11 protein-coding genes are annotated in these 17,072 nt (G+C 67.4%); 10 read left to right on the top strand and 1 reads right to left on the bottom strand.

What is annotated here, in order from left to right; all coding sequences use genetic code 11:
* Positions 1 to 231: 231 nt before the first annotated feature.
* From ACIQTU_RS13205 to ACIQTU_RS13245, 9 genes are all read left to right on the top strand, one after another.
* Positions 232 to 2,031, top strand: coding sequence for a long-chain-acyl-CoA synthetase (locus ACIQTU_RS13205; RefSeq protein WP_400547866.1), 1,800 nt, complete (start codon positions 232 to 234; stop codon positions 2,029 to 2,031).
* Positions 2,032 to 2,159: 128 nt separating this feature from the next.
* On the top strand, positions 2,160 to 3,029 hold the full coding sequence (motA, locus tag ACIQTU_RS13210; RefSeq protein WP_400547869.1) for a flagellar motor stator protein MotA: 870 nt from the start codon (positions 2,160 to 2,162) through the stop codon (positions 3,027 to 3,029).
* Positions 3,030 to 3,114: 85 nt separating this feature from the next.
* Positions 3,115 to 3,387 carry a hypothetical protein gene (locus ACIQTU_RS13215; RefSeq protein WP_400547871.1) on the top strand — a complete coding sequence of 91 codons (273 nt, stop codon included), beginning with the start codon at positions 3,115 to 3,117 and terminating at the stop codon, positions 3,385 to 3,387.
* Positions 3,388 to 3,492: 105 nt separating this feature from the next.
* Entirely contained in the window at positions 3,493 to 3,792 is a 300-nt protein-coding gene (locus tag ACIQTU_RS13220; RefSeq protein ID WP_400547874.1) for a hypothetical protein, read from the top strand.
* Between the two features lie 186 nt (positions 3,793 to 3,978).
* Positions 3,979 to 4,257, top strand: a complete 279-nt coding sequence (locus ACIQTU_RS13225; protein WP_400547877.1) for a hypothetical protein — start codon at positions 3,979 to 3,981, stop codon at positions 4,255 to 4,257.
* A 115-nt stretch (positions 4,258 to 4,372) separates the two neighbouring features.
* On the top strand, positions 4,373 to 6,202 hold the full coding sequence (gene mnmD, locus ACIQTU_RS13230; protein WP_400547880.1) for a tRNA (5-methylaminomethyl-2-thiouridine)(34)-methyltransferase MnmD: 1,830 nt from the start codon (positions 4,373 to 4,375) through the stop codon (positions 6,200 to 6,202).
* A gap of 57 nt (positions 6,203 to 6,259) precedes the next feature.
* Positions 6,260 to 6,655, top strand: coding sequence for a DUF6491 family protein (locus tag ACIQTU_RS13235; protein ID WP_400547883.1), 396 nt, complete (start codon positions 6,260 to 6,262; stop codon positions 6,653 to 6,655).
* 157 nt (positions 6,656 to 6,812) lie between these two features.
* The gene (locus ACIQTU_RS13240) at positions 6,813 to 7,928 is read left to right on the top strand and encodes an efflux RND transporter periplasmic adaptor subunit (RefSeq protein WP_400547886.1); all 1,116 of its coding nucleotides are present in this window, start codon (positions 6,813 to 6,815) and stop codon (positions 7,926 to 7,928) included.
* A gap of 9 nt (positions 7,929 to 7,937) precedes the next feature.
* Positions 7,938 to 11,066 carry an efflux RND transporter permease subunit gene (locus tag ACIQTU_RS13245; RefSeq protein ID WP_400547889.1) on the top strand — a complete coding sequence of 1,043 codons (3,129 nt, stop codon included), beginning with the start codon at positions 7,938 to 7,940 and terminating at the stop codon, positions 11,064 to 11,066.
* 264 nt (positions 11,067 to 11,330) lie between these two features.
* On the opposite strand, the gene ACIQTU_RS13250 is transcribed toward ACIQTU_RS13245, so the two are convergent.
* Complete coding sequence (locus ACIQTU_RS13250) at positions 11,331 to 14,288, bottom strand: TonB-dependent receptor plug domain-containing protein (RefSeq protein ID WP_400547892.1); 2,958 nt, start codon at positions 14,286 to 14,288, stop codon at positions 11,331 to 11,333.
* 501 nt (positions 14,289 to 14,789) lie between these two features.
* On the opposite strand from ACIQTU_RS13250, the gene uvrB reads away from it, so the two are divergent.
* Positions 14,790 to 17,015: an excinuclease ABC subunit UvrB gene (uvrB, locus tag ACIQTU_RS13255; protein ID WP_400548988.1), complete on the top strand. Its 2,226-nt coding sequence runs from the start codon at positions 14,790 to 14,792 to the stop codon at positions 17,013 to 17,015.
* Positions 17,016 to 17,072 lie beyond the last annotated feature (57 nt).

Consider the following 17,072-nt stretch of genomic DNA (forward strand, 5'->3'; position numbering starts at 1 on the left):
GCGAAAGCATGATCAAGTCATCTGACTGTCATTTCTTGCCGCCTTCTTCCGTCTGATCGCCACGGAGGTTGACGTAACGTCGCAGAGCAACCTTACCCAACGTCATCGAAAATGAGGCCCAAGCATCGCATCGACGAAACATTGTGGCGATGGGCGCTCGCGACCTGTTGACCCGCCGTCGCCGCCCGTTCATCACCACGAGACCACATTCTAACAAGGGGCGGCGCAACCATGGGTCTGGCAGCGAACATCCGGCGCGATATGAAGTTCGCGGGCGGGCTGTACCGCCTCCTGAAGCGCATCAAGCCGATCACGCTCGACAGCGACGTCCTGGTCTGTGACGACATCGAGGAGGCCGTCGACAAGTTCTCGGACCATGTCGCCGTCGAGGACGAAAGCCGCCGTCTGACCTATCGCGAGCTGGACGCCCTGGCCAACCGCTACGCCCACTGGGCCAAGGCGCGGAACCTGAAGCGCTCGGACGTCATCGCCCTGGTGATGCACAACCGGGTCGAATACCTGGCCGCCTGGATCGGCTTCTCCAAGGTCGGCGTGGCCACGGCCCTGATCAACACCAACCTGACGGGTCAGGCCCTGGCCCACTGCCTGACCATCTCCAACGCCTTCAACGTGGTGACGGATCAGGACTGCTGGCGCGCGGTTGAAGAAGCCCGCCCCTTCATCGACCGCAATCTGATGAGCTGGGTCCACGGCCTGGCCGACGAGGACGAGACCAACGACCGCCGCGACATCGACAACGCGGTTCGCAGCGCCTCTTCGGTGCGCCCCGACAAGAGCCTGCGCAACGGCCTGACCAACCGCGACACGGCCCTGTTCATCTTCACCTCGGGCACCACCGGCCTGCCCAAGGCGGCGCGCATCCCGCACTCGCGCGCCCGCACCTATATGCGCGCCTTCGCCGGGGCCACCGCCTCGACGACCAGGGACGCCCTCTACAACTGCCTGCCGCTCTATCATTCGACCGGCGGCCTGGTCGGGGTCGGGTCGATCCTGCTGAACGGCGGGCGGATGATCATTCGCCGCCGCTTCTCCTCGACCCATTTCTGGCCCGACGTGAAAGCCTCGGGCGCCACCATGTTCGTCTATATCGGCGAGTTGTGCCGCTATCTGGTCAACTGCCCGCCCAACGAGGACGAGCGCGCCCACAAACTGCGCCTGGCCTTCGGCAACGGCCTGCGCCCCGACGTCTGGACCGAGTTCCAGAAGCGCTTCGGCATCAAGGACATCATGGAGTTCTACGGCTCCACCGAGGGCAACGTCTCCCTGTTCAACTTCGACGGCAAGGCCGGGGCCATCGGTCGCGTGCCCAGCTATTTGAAGTCGCAGATCAACATCCGCCTGATCGCCCTGGACCCGGAAACCGGCGAGCCGCTGCGCCGGCCGGACGGCATGTGCCAGCTGGTCTCGGTCGGCCAGACCGGCGAGGCCGTCGGTCAGATCGCTTCGGACATCCGTCACGACTTCTCGGGCTACGCCGACAAGAAGGCCTCCGAGAAGAAGATCCTCACCGACGTCTTCAAGAAGGGCGACCGCTGGTTCCGCACCGGCGACCTGATGCGTCAGGACCGCGACGGCTATTTCTACTTCATGGACCGGCTGGGCGACACCTATCGCTGGAAGGGCGAGAACGTCTCCACCGCCGAGGTCGAGCAGCGCCTGCATGACGCCCCCGGCGTTCAGGAAGTCATCGCCTATGGCGTCGTCGTCCCGGGTCAGGAAGGCAAGGCGGGCATGGCCGGCCTGGTCATGGAGGGCAAGTTCGACCCCGCCGCCTTCGCCGCCTACGCCGACGAGCAACTGCCGGCCTACGCCCGCCCCGTCTTCCTGCGCCTGATGAAGTCGGCCGAGACCACCGGCACCTTCAAGTACCGCAAGGTCGACCTGGTCGCCGACGGCTTCGACCTCGAGAAGGTCACGGGCGCTGTCTACGTCCGCGGCGGCAAGGCCGGCTATCAGAAGCTGACCGCCAAGGCCTACGAGGCCATCCTCGACGGCACGACGCGGCTCTAGCGCGACGAAGGTGCGACATCGCGCTCCGTCGCCTACGTCCCGAACCGGGATTCGTGAAACCCGCCCTTAAGCATTAACGCCGATAACGGGCGTCCTGAGCTTTCTCCCGCAGGACGTCCGACCGCCCCATGTTCCAGATTATCGGCATTGTCCTGCTGTTCGCCATGGTGTTCGGCAGCTACGTCCTGGCGGGCGGCAAGTTCGGCGTCATCATGCACGCCCTGCCGCACGAGTTCATGGCCATCGGCGGCGCGGGCGTCGCCGCCTTCCTGATCTCCAACAGCCTGCCGGTGATCAAGGCCTCGCTGGCCGGCTTCGGCAAGACCTTCGCCGGACCCAAGTGGAAGAAGCAGGACTACAAGGATCTGCTGTCGCTCCTGTTCCAGCTGACCAAGACGATGAAGTCCAAGGGCGTCATCGCCCTGGAAAGCCACATCGAGAAGCCGGCCGAGAGCAGCATCTTCCAAAAGTATCCCAAGGTGCTGAAGGACCACTTCGCCACTGACTTCATCTGCGACACCCTGCGGATGATGACCATGAACCTCGAAGATCCGCATCAGATCGAGGACGCCATGGAAAAGCAGCTGGAGAAGCACCACCACGAGGCCCTGGCCGCCGCTCACGCCCTGCAGAACCTGGCTGACGGCCTGCCCGCGCTCGGCATCGTCGCCGCCGTTCTGGGCATCGTGAAGACCATGGGCTCGATCACCGAGCCGCCGGAAGTCCTGGGCGGCATGATCGGCGGGGCCCTGGTCGGCACCTTCCTCGGCGTCTTCCTGGCCTATGGCCTGGTCGGCCCCTTCGCCGCGCGCCTCAACGCCATCATCGAAGAGGAAGGCGCCTACTACAAGATCATCCAGTCTGTGCTGGTCGCCCACCTGCACGGCAACGCCGCCCAGATCTCGGTCGAGATCGGCCGCGGCGACATCCCCTCGACGGCCCAGCCCTCCTTCTCTGAAATGGAAGAAGCCCTGGCCGCCGCACCGATGGACGCCTGATCCCGCGCAAGGCCCCGGGAACACAGTTCCCTCACGCCGGTTCTCCATCGGTCACGTTCGCGTGCATCGCCCTGTGGAGCTCCGCATGAATGCGCTTCCGCCCTGGATTCCGGCCGCCGCCGGCGTGCTTGCGCTGGCGGCCTGCGACGAGGTCGGCGTTCCTTCTGTGACGCCGCCCGCGAGCGAACCCGTTCCAGCTTCCAGCGAACCGACGGCCTCTCCCTCTCCGCCGGACGAGGCCGCGCCGCCGCCGGGCGAATCGGTCGCGCCGCCACCGCCCCTTCCGGACGACAAGCCGCCGACCGATCCCCCGACCGATCCGATGAACCCGACCGCGCCGCCGCCCCCGAGCGTCTGACGTTGACCCGACATCAGACTTGCCGAACCCCGTAATCTCGCGTTACGCCTTGCACCGGCGGGATTGGTCCCGCCGGAAAACTGATATCGAAGGGGCTATAGTCTCATGACCATCCGTCGCCTGATGATCGTCGCCGCGGGCCTCAGCGCCCTGTCGCTGGCCGCCTGCCAGCCGCCGGCGCCCAAGACCGAAGAAGCCGCCGCCGTCGCTGACGCGGCCGCCGACACCGCCACCGACGCCGCGGCCACCGCCGCCGACGCCGCCACCGCCGCTGCGGGCGCCGCCACCGACGCCGCCGCCTCGGCCGGCGCCGCGACTGAAAAAGCCGCCGACGCCGCCGACGCCGCCGGCGCCGCCATGGCTCCGGCCCCCGCTCCGGCTGCCCCCGAGAAGGCGCCCAATTAAAAAATCGACTGGCCTAAAAACCGGCAAAAGGCCGCCCCGACTGGATGTCGGGGCGGCCTTTCTTCATGCGGATAACGCAACTTCACGAACCCGTGAGAATTTTGCTTGCGGATTCGCTCACGATCCCGTTATCTCCACTCAGCGAGGATTCATGATCTCGCGTTTCCCTTCTGAAGGATAACAACTATGCGCATCACCGCTCTGATCGCCGCTTCGGCCGCCGCTCTGGCCCTGGCCGCTTGCCAGCCCGCCGCCACCGACAAGGCTGAAGACGCCGCTGCCGACGCCACGGAAGCCGCTGCGACCGCTACGGACGCCGCCGCCACCGCCGACGCCGCCGCCACCGACGCTGCCGCCGCTGCTGGCGCCGCCACCGACGCTGCTGCCGCTGCTCCGGCTGCTGCCGACGCCGCTGCTGCTCCGGCCGCCGCTGCTCCGGCTGCCGCTCCGGCCGCCGCTCACTAAGACTTACGTCTTGGATCGCGGCCTCCGGGTCGCGATGCGGAAAGGGGTCGTCTTCGGACGGCCCCTTTTTTCGTGCCTGCTATCCAGCAGAGGCCTGGGCCGTTAAAGCGCCGCCATGGCCGACGAACTGCCCGATCACGACACCACCGACGCCTCTCCCCAGCTGGTCTGGGCCGAGGACGGCTCACCCCGCTCCGGCCGCTTCGGCGACGTCTACTTCTCCAAGGACGACGGCCTGGCCGAGACCCGCGCGGTCTTCCTCGACGGCTGCGGCCTGCCGGACGCCTGGGCTGATCGCGCCGACTTCACCGTCGCCGAACTGGGCTTCGGCACCGGGCTGAACATCGTCGCCCTGCTCGACCTGTGGCGCCGCGCCCGCCCCGCAAACGCCCGTCTGCACGTCTTCTCCATCGAAGGCTTCCCCCTGACCCGCGACGAGGCCGCCCGCGCCCTCGCCGCCTGGCCCGAACTGGCCGAGACCGCCGCCGCCGTCCTCGCCGTCTGGCCCGAGGGCGCCCCCGGCTTCCACCGCCTCGACCTGCCGCAGTGGAACGTGACCATCGACCTGGCCGTTGGCGACGCCCAGTGGGCGCTGGAGCAGTGGTCCGGCCCGGCCGACGCCTGGTTCCTCGACGGCTTCTCGCCCGCGCTGAACCCCGGCATGTGGTCGCCCGAGATCATGGCCCTGATCGCCGCCCGCTCCGCCCCCGGCGCGCGGGTCGCCACCTTCACCGTCGCGGGCGCCGTGCGGCGTGGCCTGGCCGAGCACGGCTTCGTCGTCGAGAAGAAGCCCGGTCACGGGCGCAAGCGCGAAAGGCTTGAGGCGCATCTGCCCTCGCCCCCGCCCGCCGCCCGCCCGCAACGCCACGTCGCCGTCGTCGGCGCCGGGATCGCCGGGGCCTCGGTCGCCCGCGCCCTGATCGCCGGCGGCGCCCGCGTCACCGTCATCGAGGCCGAGCGCCCCGGCGCGGGCGGCTCGGGCTTCCCCGCCGCCCTGGTGACGCCGCGCCTCGACGCGGGCGACGCCGTCATCGCCGGCTTCCACGCCCAGGCGCTGGAACGCGCTCGCCATCTCTATCGCGCCCTGCCCGACGCTGTGATCGCCGAGGGCGTGCTCCAACTGGAACAGACCCCGCGCGACGCCGTCCGCTTCGACAAGATCGCCGTCCAGGACCTGTGGCCCGCCGAGGCCCCCGCCGCCGCCATGACCCGCCTCGACGCCGCCGCCTGCGCCGACCATCTGGGCGAAACCGTTCAGTCCGGCGGCCTGATGATGGGCGGCGCCCTGGCCCTACGCCCCTCGGCGGTGCTTGAGCCCTGGCTGAGCGGCGCCGAACGCCTGACCGCCCGCGTCGCAAGCCTGCGCCCCGAAGGCGAGGGCTGGACCCTGCGCGACGCCGTCGGCGCGGTCCTGGTCCAGGCCGACGCCGTGGTCCTGGCCGCCGGCTGGGGAACCGCCGCCCTCGCGCCCGACCTTCCGCTCGCCCCCGTCGCCGGTCAGGCCCAATGGGTCGAGGGCCCGACCACCCCGCCCGTCGCCTGGGGCGGCTACGCCGTGCCCACCGGAACCGGCCTGTTGTTCGGCGCCACCCACGACAGGGGCCAGACCGACCTCGCCCCGACCGCCGAGGCGTCCGGTCGCAACCTGACGACCCTCGCCGCCGCCCTGCCCGAGCTGGCCGCGCGCGTCGAAGCCGCCGTCCAGACCCGCAAGGCCGTGCGCGCCACCACGCCCGACCGCCTGCCGATCATCGGCGCCCTGTCCCGCCAAAACCTCTACGCCCTGACCGGCCTCGGTTCGCGCGGCTTCTGCGTCGCCCCCCTGCTGGGCGAGCATCAGGCCGCCGTGATCCTGAAACAGCCTTCGCCCCTGCCCGCCGCCTTCGGCGCCCGCCTCGCCGCCTCGCGCCTCCTCGCGCAACCAAAGCGGCCCGATCACGCTTAAAGCCCAGGTTCATCTCGACGCTTTAGAAGCGCGATCCTCGGTTCAATGGAGGCTCCCATGTCGCGTCTATCCTCGCTGTTGCTGACCGCCCTCGGCGTGACCGCCCTTTCCGCCTGCGCCCCCATGACTGGTGGCGAAGGCGCCAAGCCCTCGCCGAACAGACAGTGTTTCTATCCCGATCAGGTCGATAATTTCCGCGGCAACAACCAGACCATCTATGTGCGGGCGCGCAACAAGGACGTGTTCGAACTCCAGACCTTCGGCATGTGCTCCGACGTCGATTTCGCCTTCGCCATCGCCTTCGTGCCCAACACCGCCCTCAGCCGCCTGTGCGTCGGCGACACCTCGCGGTTGGTCGTCGGAGCCCCCCCGCGCGATCTCTGCCGCGTCCAGGTGGTCAAGCAGTTGACCGAGGCCGAGGTCATGGCCCTGCCCTCCCGCGACCGCCCCTGATCCCACGGCGGCGAGGATTACTTCGCGGTAATGGTGGTGTGCGAGGTTTGAGAGCGCTTCGCGGAAACGCTATGAAGCGTGGCTATCAAACTCGCGTCCGGCGCCGGACAGAATGGTTCGCGCCCTCCCTGCACCGACCCTTCAAGGATCCTCGCACGTGGCGTCCACTCTTCGTACTCCGGCCCTCCTGCTCGCGGCGGCCGCCGCCCTGACCCTGTCCGCCTGCGGCGGCCACGACGACAAGGCCAAGACCGACAAGCCCGCCGGGGCCTCGCGCCAGACGGTCACGGCGGCCACGGCCGTCGAGATCGCCCTGCCGCGCGTCATCGTCGCCTCGGGCAGCGTCTCGGCCTGGGAAGAAGTGCCGATCGGCGCCGAGACCGGCGGCCTGACCGCCGTCGGCGTCTATGTCGATGAAGGTTCCTACGTCCGTCAGGGCCAGGTGCTGGTCAAGCTGAACGACGCCCTGCTGCAGGCCCAGCTGCGCCAGCAGCAGGCAGGCGTGCAGACCGCAGAGGCCAACGCCGCCCGCGACGACTCCGCCCTGGCCCGCGCCCAGGAGCTGAAGCAACGCGGCTTCCTCAGCCAGGCCTCGCTGGACAACGCCCTGGCCGACCAGCGCGCCTCCCAGGCCAACCTGGCCTCGGCCCGCGCCTCCTTGTCGGAAACCCGCACCCGTCTGGCCCAAAGCGAGATCAAGGCCCCCGTCTCGGGCCTCATCATCAGCCGCAGCGTCACCAAGGGCCAGATCGTCGCCGCCGGAACCGAGCTGTTCCGCATGGTCCGCGACGGCCGCCTGGAACTGGACGCCCAGGTGCCCGAGACCGAGCTGCCCGCCCTGCGCGCCGGCCAGACCGCGACCATCACCTCTAACGAGGGCGTCGCCACCTCCGGCACGATCCGCATCGTCACGCCTGAGGTCGATTCCCAGACCCGCCTCGGCCTGGCCCGCATCACCCTGTCGCCCGGCAGCGGTCTGAAGCCCGGCATGTTCGCCCGCGCCTCGATCAACGCCGGCGCCCAGCCCGCGACCGTGGTGCCGACCGGCGCCGTCCTCTATCGCAACAACAAGTCGGGCGTCTTCGTGCTGGACGCCCAGGGCGCGGCCCACTTCCGCCCGGTCACGGTCCTGTCGCGCCGCGACGACCAGACCTCGGTCAGCGGCGTCGAGCCCGGCGTCCGCGTCGTCGTCCAGGGCGCCGGCTTCCTGAACGAGGGCGACAAGGTCACGATCGCCGCCGCGCCTGCCACCGCCGCTCCGGCCGCGAAGTAAGACCCGGCCATGAACAACATCTCCTCCTGGTCGATCAAGAATCCCATCCCCATCATCCTGATGTTCCTGTTGCTGACCCTCGCGGGCGTGACCGGCTTTATGGGGATGCGGATCAACAACAACCCCGACATCGACTTCCCTCTGGTCTCCGTCACCGCCGCCCGTCCCGGCGCGGCCCCGGCGGAGATGGAGGTCCAGGTCACGCGGGTGATCGAGGACTCGATCGCCGGCCTGTCGGGCGTGCGCCACATCTATTCCAACGTCACCGACGGCGTCTCCTCGACCACCATCGAGTTCGAACTGGGCACCGACACCGAGCGCGCCACCAACGACGTGCGCAACGCCATGAGCGGCGTGCGCGGCTCCCTGCCCCAGGACATGCAGGAGCCGACGGTCCAGCGCATCGATATCACCGGCGACGCCCTGATCACCTATGTGGTCCGCTCGCCGACGATGACGCCGGAACAGATCAGCTGGTTCATCGACAACGAGATGAGCCGTGCCCTGCTCGCCCTCGGCGGCGTCGGCGAGGTCAACCGTTCGGGCGGCGTGGACCGCGAAATCCGCGTCGAGCTGGACCCCGTGCGCCTGGCCTCCTACGGCGTCACCGCCGCCCAGGTCAGCCAGGCCCTGACCAACGTCAACAACAACCTGCCCGGCGGTCGCGTCACCGTGGCCGGATCCGAGCGCGCCGTGCGCACCCTGGGCGCCGCCGGATCGGTCGAGCAGTTGCGCGAGACCCTGGTGCCGCTGGGTAACGGCAAGAGCGTGCGCCTGGGCGACCTCGGCGCCGTGGTCGACAAATGGGGCGAGCCCCGCCGTCTGGCCCGCTACAACGGCCAGGAGGCCGTGACCTTCAACTTCCTGCGCTCGCGCGAGGCCAGCGAGGTCAAGGTGGCGGAAAAGGTCCGCGCCGAAGTGGCCAAGATCGACGAGGCCCACCCTGAGTTGACCATCGAACAGGTTACCTCCAGCGTGAAATACATCGAGGAGAGCTACCTCGCCTCGCTGGAAGCCCTCGGTCTGGGCGCCGTCCTGGCCGTCATCGTGGTCTTCATCTTCCTGCGCGACTGGCGTGCGACCCTGATCGCGGCGACGGCCATGCCCATGTCGCTGATCCCGACCTTTGCGCTTCTGGCGCCGATGGATCAGTCGCTGAACGGTGTCACCCTGCTGGCCCTGTCATTGACCATCGGCATCCTGGTCGACGACGCCATCGTGGAGATCGAGAACATCGTCCGCCACATGCGCGACGGCAAACCGCCCTACGACGCCGCCTTCGAGGCCGCCGACGAGATCGGCCTGGCGGTCGTGGCCACCACCGGCACCATCATCGCCGTCTTCGCTCCCGTCGGCTTCATGCCGGGCATCATCGGCCAGTTCTTCAAGGCCTTCGCCCTGGCCGCCTGCATCAGCGTCTTCTTCTCGCTGGTGGTGGCGCGGATGCTGACCCCGCTGATGGCCGCCTATCTGCTCAAGCACACCCACCACGAGGACAAGGATCCCTTCTGGATGAAGGGCTACCTGAAGGGCCTGCACTGGTGCCTGGGCAACCGCTGGAAGGTCTTCGGCCTGGGCGCCCTCTTCCTGGTCGGCTCCATCAGTCTGTCGGTCGCGGCCAAGATGTCCTTCGAGTTCATGTCGCCGGGCGACGAAGGCCGCGCCGCCTTCCAGATCGAGCTGCCGCCCGGCGCGACCCTGCGCCAGACCGACGCCATCGTGCAGCAGGTCACCGCCAAGCTGCGCGCCCGGCCCGAGGTCACCTCCGTCTACGCCGCCATCGGCGGCCAGAACGTGGGCCAGGCCAACGTCTACGCCGACATGACCCCCAAGGGTCAACGCGCCCTCAGCCAGCAGGCCTTCCAGCGCGTCATGGTTGACGAGCTGAAGCAGATCCCCGGCGCCCGCATCCGGGCCGGCATCGCCCAGCAGGGCGGCGGCCCCGGCGACGGCACCAGCTACACCTTCTCCATCCTGGGCGATAATCCGGCGACCCTGGAAGCCGCCGCCCGCAAGGTCGAGGAGGAGATGCGCGGGGTGAAGGGCCTGGCCAATGTGGTCAACACCGCCGCCATCGCCCGTCCGGAAATCCTGGTCACGCCGCGCCCGGACGAGGCCGCCCTGCTGGGCGTGTCGGCAGGCTCGATCTCCCAGGCCGTCCGCGTCGCCACCATCGGCGACATCGAGCAGAACCTGCCCAAGTACAACCTGGGCGACCGCCAGATCCCGATCCGGCTGCAGCTGACCGAAGCCGCGCGCGAGGACCTCAACGTGCTGGAGAACCTGCGCGTCCCGACCGCCTCGGGCGCCTCGGTGCCGCTCAGCGCCGTGGCCGACATCGAGTTCGGCGCCGGCCCGGCCACGGTCAGCCGTCAGGACCGGTCGCGCATCGCCTCGATCCGCGCCGAACTGGAGGGCATGACCACGGGCGCCGCTGGTCAGGCCGTCAACCGCCTGCCCTCGGTCAAGAACCTGCCCGAGGGCGTGCGTCAGGTGCCGGCCGGGGACGCCGAGTTCATCCAGGAGATGATCACCGGCTTCGCCATCGCCTTCATCTCGGGCATCCTGCTGATGTACGCCGTCCTGACGCTGATGTTCAAAAGCTTCGCCTACCCGGTCACCATCATGGCGGCCCTGCCCCTGGCCATCGGCGGCGCCTTCATCGGCCTGGTGATCGGCGGCAAGAGCTTCTCCATGTCGGCCCTGATCGGGGTGCTGATGCTGATGGGCATCGCGGCCAAGAACTCCATCCTTCTGGTCGACTACATCATCATCGCCGAGAAGGAGGGCGGCATGACCCGCCGCGAGGCCATCATGGACGCCGCCCACAAGCGGGCGCGTCCCATCCTGATGACCACCTTCGCCATGGGCGCCGGCATGGTGCCGATCGCCCTGGGCGTAGGCGCCGACGTCGAGTTCCGTTCGCCCATGGCGATCGCCGTCCTGGGCGGTCTGATCTCCTCGACCTTCCTGTCCCTGCTCTACATCCCGGCCTTCTTCACCATCGTCGACGACATCGCCGGATGGGGCCGCCGGATGCTGGGCCGCATGTTCGCCGGTCAGCGCAAGCTGGCCGACGGCACCCGTCCTGGAGACCCCAAGCCCCCGGTCGGCGCCCAGCCCTACCTCGGCGACTGATCCCCGCCTTGCCGGCCAAACGACAAACCCCCGGAGCCCGCGCTCCGGGGGTTTTCTTTGGTCGCGCCGGCGCCCCAAGGCCTGCGATCTGCGCCCAGGACATCGTGGCCGGGCGGACAGGCCTGACTCCAACGGCTTGAGGGCCTGGCCCCTGCGCCCCCTTGGAGCGAGGGCGTCCGGACGAGGCGCCACGTTCCCAGACAGCAGAAAGGGCGGCGGACCGAAGTCCGCCGCCCTCTCCTCAACCTGAAATCAGGTCGGACCTTAGAAGGACTTCGTGAGGTTCACGAAGGCCGTGCGGCCCAGATAGTCGTAGCCCGAGTACAGCGGGGCGTTGCCGACCCGGTTGTAGTAGCCCGACGAAATGGTCGGCGGATCTTCGTTCAGCAGGTTGCGAACGCCGACCGTGGCCGTCCAGCCGTCCGTGCGATACTGGACCGAGGCGTTGTGCAGCCAGTAGTCCGGCACCTGGTGATCGTAGTTCACCATGGCGGGACGATCCTTGTAGTAATCGTAGCTGTCCATGCCCTGAATCCAGTCGACGCCGTAACGGACGCGCCACTGATCCCAGGCGTAGGCCACGTCGAACGTTCCGGTGAATTCCGGGTTGTTCAGCATGCCCTTGACGTCTTCCAGACGGTCTTCCTCGAACAGCTTGCTCGAGATTTCCGTGTACTGGGTGACAGCCAGGTTGGCCAGGATCGAACCCGGACCAACGTCCTTACGGTAGCGAACCGTGTAGTCCAGGCCCTTCACGTTGTCCGTGGCCAGGTTCACGTAGCTGTCGTGCACGGTCAGCTTGGTCGAATCCGCATCGCGCTCGACCAGACGGCAGAAGCCGGCCTTGGCCGCGAAATCAGCCTGGCTCGAATTGTAGCAACGGTCCAGAATTTCGCCTGCGCCGGTACGCGACACGCCGTTCTTGACTTCGATTTCGTAGTAATCGACGGCGAAGGCCAGATCACCCCAGCCCGAGGGCAGCGGCGGCTGAAGCACCAGACCGATCGTCATATTGGTCGAGGTTTCAGCAGCCAGGCCGGCGTCAGCGCCGCCCGCCGTGATCACCGTCACGCCGCTGGTCGACTGGAAGTTGTCGGCCAGACCGTCCAGCTTGCAGTTCTTGTACAGGTCGGTGGCCTTGTCCTTGGTCGCCAGGCTGTCGCAACGGTCGAAGTTGCTGGCCTGGAAGCCCGTGGAGGCGCCGACAAACTGCTCGAACAGCGCCGGGGCGCGGTACGAGGTGCCGTAGGTGGCGCGCAGCGTCACCCAGTCGATCGGACGGTAGACCAGACCAGCCTTGTAGGTCGTGTCGTCGCCGTACGAGTCATAGTCCGTGTAGCGGAACGAGGCGTTGAACGTCAGTTCCTTGGCGAACGGAGCGTCGCGCAGCAGCGGCGCTTCGACTTCACCGAACAGTTCCCACACCGAGTCCGAACCACGCGTGATAGCCGAGCTGGAGTAGTTGTAGGTGTTGCCCGTTTGCGAATCCAGGCCCGGCGTATCGTCGATTTCCGACTTGCGGTACTCGGCGCCGAAGAAGCCCATCACCTGACCGGCCGGCAGGTCGAACAGCGGACCGTCGATGCCCGCGCTCAGCACGGTTTCCTTGTACTCGGTGACGCCCGTGACCGGACGGAAGACGTAGTCCACCCAGTCCTTGGGCAGCTTGCCGCCGATCGTCGCGCTGTTCAGGGCCGGGGCCGCGATGCAACCCGGGTTGTTGGCCAGCTCGCGGCAGACAAAGCCGCCCTTGCCGTCGCTGACGACGTCCAGGCTTTCGCGCAGGCGGTTCGTCAGGAACTGCTGGCTGGTGTATTCCGAACGCGACCGCGAGTAGCTGGCCGACATGTCGTAGCGCCAGTCGGGGATGAAGAAGTCACCCTTGATGCCGACGACGTTGCGGTTGAACACCTGTTCCTGCGTCGAGGTGTCGTTGCCGAAACCGATGAAGGCGCGCACGCCCACGGCTTGACCCTTGTTCAGACCCAGATCCTTGGCCGACATGGTGCTCCATGCCAGGTTGGTCGGGATCAGCGGGCTGCCCTTGGCGTAGTCGAGGGCCAGCTGGCGGAAGCTCGTCTGCGACGACTTGCGCTGGTTGACCAGGAACTCGCCGTACACCTCGGCGTTGCCGAGCGCGTTCAGCTGATAGCCGCCTTCACCATAGATGGTGTTGATTTCGACCGGCGAGATCAGCGAACGGTTCAGCATGCGATCGTCGAAGGTGTCGCGCACGTTCACGTTGGTGCCGGTGCCGCCAACGCCCTCGAAGCCCACCACGCCGTCGGTGATGGCCGCGTTCGGACGCCAACGGTTGAACGTGGTCGCCGTCGTACCGATCGCGCCGATGCCGGTCGCGTCGCTGGTGCCGATCGAGTTGATGGCCGAGCCGTTCGAACCGGTACCCGTGATCGGGTAGCACTTCGACTTGCCCGTCATCGGGTCGATGTAGTCCTTGCCGTTCAGGAAGCCGTCCGTCTGGCAACGCGTGAACTCACGGTCGCGCAGGGTCAGTTCGTCGCGCTCATAGCGTTCGATCGAACCGGCGGCGCGCCAGCGGTCGCCACGAGCGCCGGCCGTCAGCGAGAAGCGGCTCGAGCCGCCCGCGCTGTTGGCTTCCAGGGGCAGGTTGCCCTGGGCTTCCAGGGTCAGGCCTTCGAAGTTCTTGCGGGTCTGGATGTTGACCACCCCGGCCACGGCGTCCGAGCCGTAGACCGACGAGGCGCCGTCGCGCAGGACTTCGACGCGGTCGATCATCGCCGTCGGCAGCACGTTCAGGTCAGCCGAGCCGACCGAACCGCGCGAACCGGCAGGCGACACGCGACGACCGTTCAGCAGCACCAGGGTGCGGCTCGGCCCCATGCCGCGCAGGCCGATCGTGTTGGAGCCGGGGCCGCCGTTGGTGACATAGCCGCCGTAGGAGTTGTTGATCTGCGCCGTGCCGCCGGTGACAGCCGTGCTCTGCAGGGCTTCCGTGGTCGAGGCGAAGCCTTGCAGCGTCGCTTCTTCACGCGTCACGACCTGGGTCGGCGACGGAGCGTTGAAATTGTCGCGACGAATGCGCGAGCCGACGACGACGACTTCGTCGACGGTCGATGCGGTTTCCTGGGTATTGGTTGCGTCCTGAGCGAACGCGGCTCCCGGAACGAGCAGGGTCAGCGACAGTGCGGCGGCTCCAGCCACCATCGTCGTGCCCAGCAGGTAGTCTTTACGAGTGCTCATATGCCTCTGTGTACCTGTGAATATTTAATAACTGATACGTTGTTACAAGAACAACGTTTCGGATACCAATGTTCGACTCTACGTTTCTTGGTTGGATTGACGGCTATGCAAAGCGCCACATCAGGGCAACCAAAATATTGCAATAAAGCGACGTTAGGCGAAAAAGCGCGTCAATTTTGACGCCAACACACCTATTTTGAACCACAATTCGTCCATTTATGGCGACAAATAGCCAAATCTTGCCTGTATTGTGACGCTATTCGGCGCGAATAAGGCAAAGCTCGAGCCGGATCGCGGCGACGGCGCGTTCAGCCCCTCCTGCGTCGCCACAATCGCCGCCTATGGCGTCACGCGCCCGCGCGCACTACCTTGACGTTCATGGCTCGTTCTCCTTCGACACCGCCCATCAAGCCCGTCCACGTGCCCGGCCAGAGCTCGGGGATGCAGGAGATGGCCGCGCCCTTCGTCCAGGACGGCCCGCGCGGTCGCGGCGGCAAGGCCATGCCCATGTTCGCCCCCGTCGCCGGCCCGCGACTGACGCCCGAGACGCCGCCCGCAGCCCCGGCCGACTGGGTGCCGCACCGCCCCTCGCGCGAAGGCACGAAGAAGGGCGGCCGCTTCCGGCTGGAGACGAAATACACCCCCGCCGGCGACCAGCCCGCCGCCATCGCCGAACTGTCCGCCATGGCCGAGGCCGGCGAGCGCGATCAGGTCCTGCTGGGCGTCACCGGCTCGGGCAAGACCTTCACCATGGCCAAGGTCATCGAGCAGACCCAGCGCCCGGCCCTGATCCTGGCCCACAACAAGACGCTGGCTGCCCAGCTCTATTCCGAGTTCAAGGCCTTCTTCCCCGACAACGCGGTCGAGTATTTCGTCAGCTACTACGACTACTATCAGCCCGAGGCCTACGTCCCGCGCACCGACACCTACATCGAGAAGGACAGCTCGATTAACGAGCAGATCGACCGGATGCGCCACGCGGCCACCCGCGCCATCCTCGAGCGCGACGACGTCATCGTGGTCGCCTCGGTCTCCTGCATCTACGGCATCGGCTCGGTCGAGACCTATACCGCCATGACCTTCACCCTGAAGGTCGGCGACACCATCGACGAGGCCAAGCTGCGCGCCGACCTCATCGCCCTGCAATACAAGCGCAACGACCTGAATTTCGAACGCGGCATGTTCCGCAAGCGCGGCGACGTGCTGGAGATCTTCCCCGTCCACATGGAGGACCGCGCCTGGCGCATCCAGCTGTTCGGCGACGAGCTGGAGTCCATCCAGGAGTTCGACCCCCTGACCGGCAAGAAGACCGCCGAGTTGGAGGAAGTCACCGTCTACGCCGCCAGCCACTACGTCACCCCGCGCCCGTCGCTGAACCAGGCCATCACCGGCATCAAGGAGGAGCTGAAGGAGACGCTCGCCTGGATGAACGAGAACGGCAAGCTGCTGGAGGCCCAGCGCCTCGAACAGCGCGTGCGCTTCGATCTGGAGATGATGGAGGCCACCGGCTCCTGCGCCGGCATCGAGAACTACAGCCGCTGGCTGACCGGCCGCGCGCCGGGCGAGCCGCCGCCGACCTTCTTCGAATATATCCCCGACAACGCCCTGCTCTTCGTCGACGAGAGCCACGTCACCGTGGGGCAGATCGGCGCCATGTTCAAAGGCGACTACAGCCGCAAATCCACTCTGGCCGAGTACGGCTTCCGCCTGCCCTCCGCCATCGACAACCGCCCGCTGAAGTTCGAGGAATGGGACGCCATGCGGCCCCAGACCGTCCACGTCTCGGCCACCCCCGGTGCCTGGGAGATGGAGCGCACCGGCGGCGTCTTCGTGGAGCAGGTCATCCGCCCCACCGGCCTGATCGACCCCCCGGTCGAGATCCGCCCTGTCTCCGGCGCCACCCGCAACCAGGTCGACGACGTCATCGACGAGGTCAAGGCCACCAGCCGCGCCGGCTACCGCTCCCTGGTCACCACCCTGACCAAGAAGATGGCCGAGGACCTGACCGAATACATGCACGAGCAGGGCGTGAAGGTCCGCTACATGCACTCCGACGTCGACACGCTTGAGCGCATCGAGATCCTGCGCGACCTGCGCCTGGGCGCCTTCGACGTCCTGATCGGCATCAACCTGCTGCGCGAGGGCCTCGACATCCCCGAGTGCGGCCTGGTCGCCATCCTCGACGCCGACAAGGAAGGCTTCCTGCGCTCGGAAACCTCCCTGATCCAGACCATTGGTCGGGCAGCGCGCAACGTCGACGGCCGCGTCATCCTCTACGCCGACAAGATGACCGGCTCGATGGAACGCGCCATCGCCGAGACCAACCGCCGCCGCGAGAAGCAGCAGGCCTACAACCTCGAACACGGCATCACGCCCGAGAGCGTCAAGCGCGACATCAAGGACATCCTCGACAGCCCCTACGAGTCCCGCGACCTCGACCAGCTGACCCGCCCCGGCGTCGCCGAAGAGGCCAAGCCCTTCCTCGGCTCCAACTTCCAGGCCGCCCTCAAGGACATGGAAGGCAAAATGCGCGCCGCCGCCGCCAACCTCGAGTTCGAAGAAGCCGCCCGCCTGCGCGACGAGATCAAGCGCATGAAGCTCCTCGACCTCGAATTCGCCAACGAAGCGCTCACCGGCGCCGGTGAAGAGGTCGACAAGTCAGCCCCCAAACGCTGGCGGCAAGAGGCGGCGGCGGAGAAGGCAGAAGCGTTCAGGAAGGGGCGGTAGAGGAAGCGTACATCGAGCCTCGCTATAGCCCCCGCTTAACCGCACCTAAATTCACAC

It is taken from the genome of Brevundimonas sp. NPDC090276 (assembly GCF_044772165.1).
Classification (GTDB): Bacteria; Pseudomonadota; Alphaproteobacteria; order Caulobacterales; family Caulobacteraceae; genus Brevundimonas.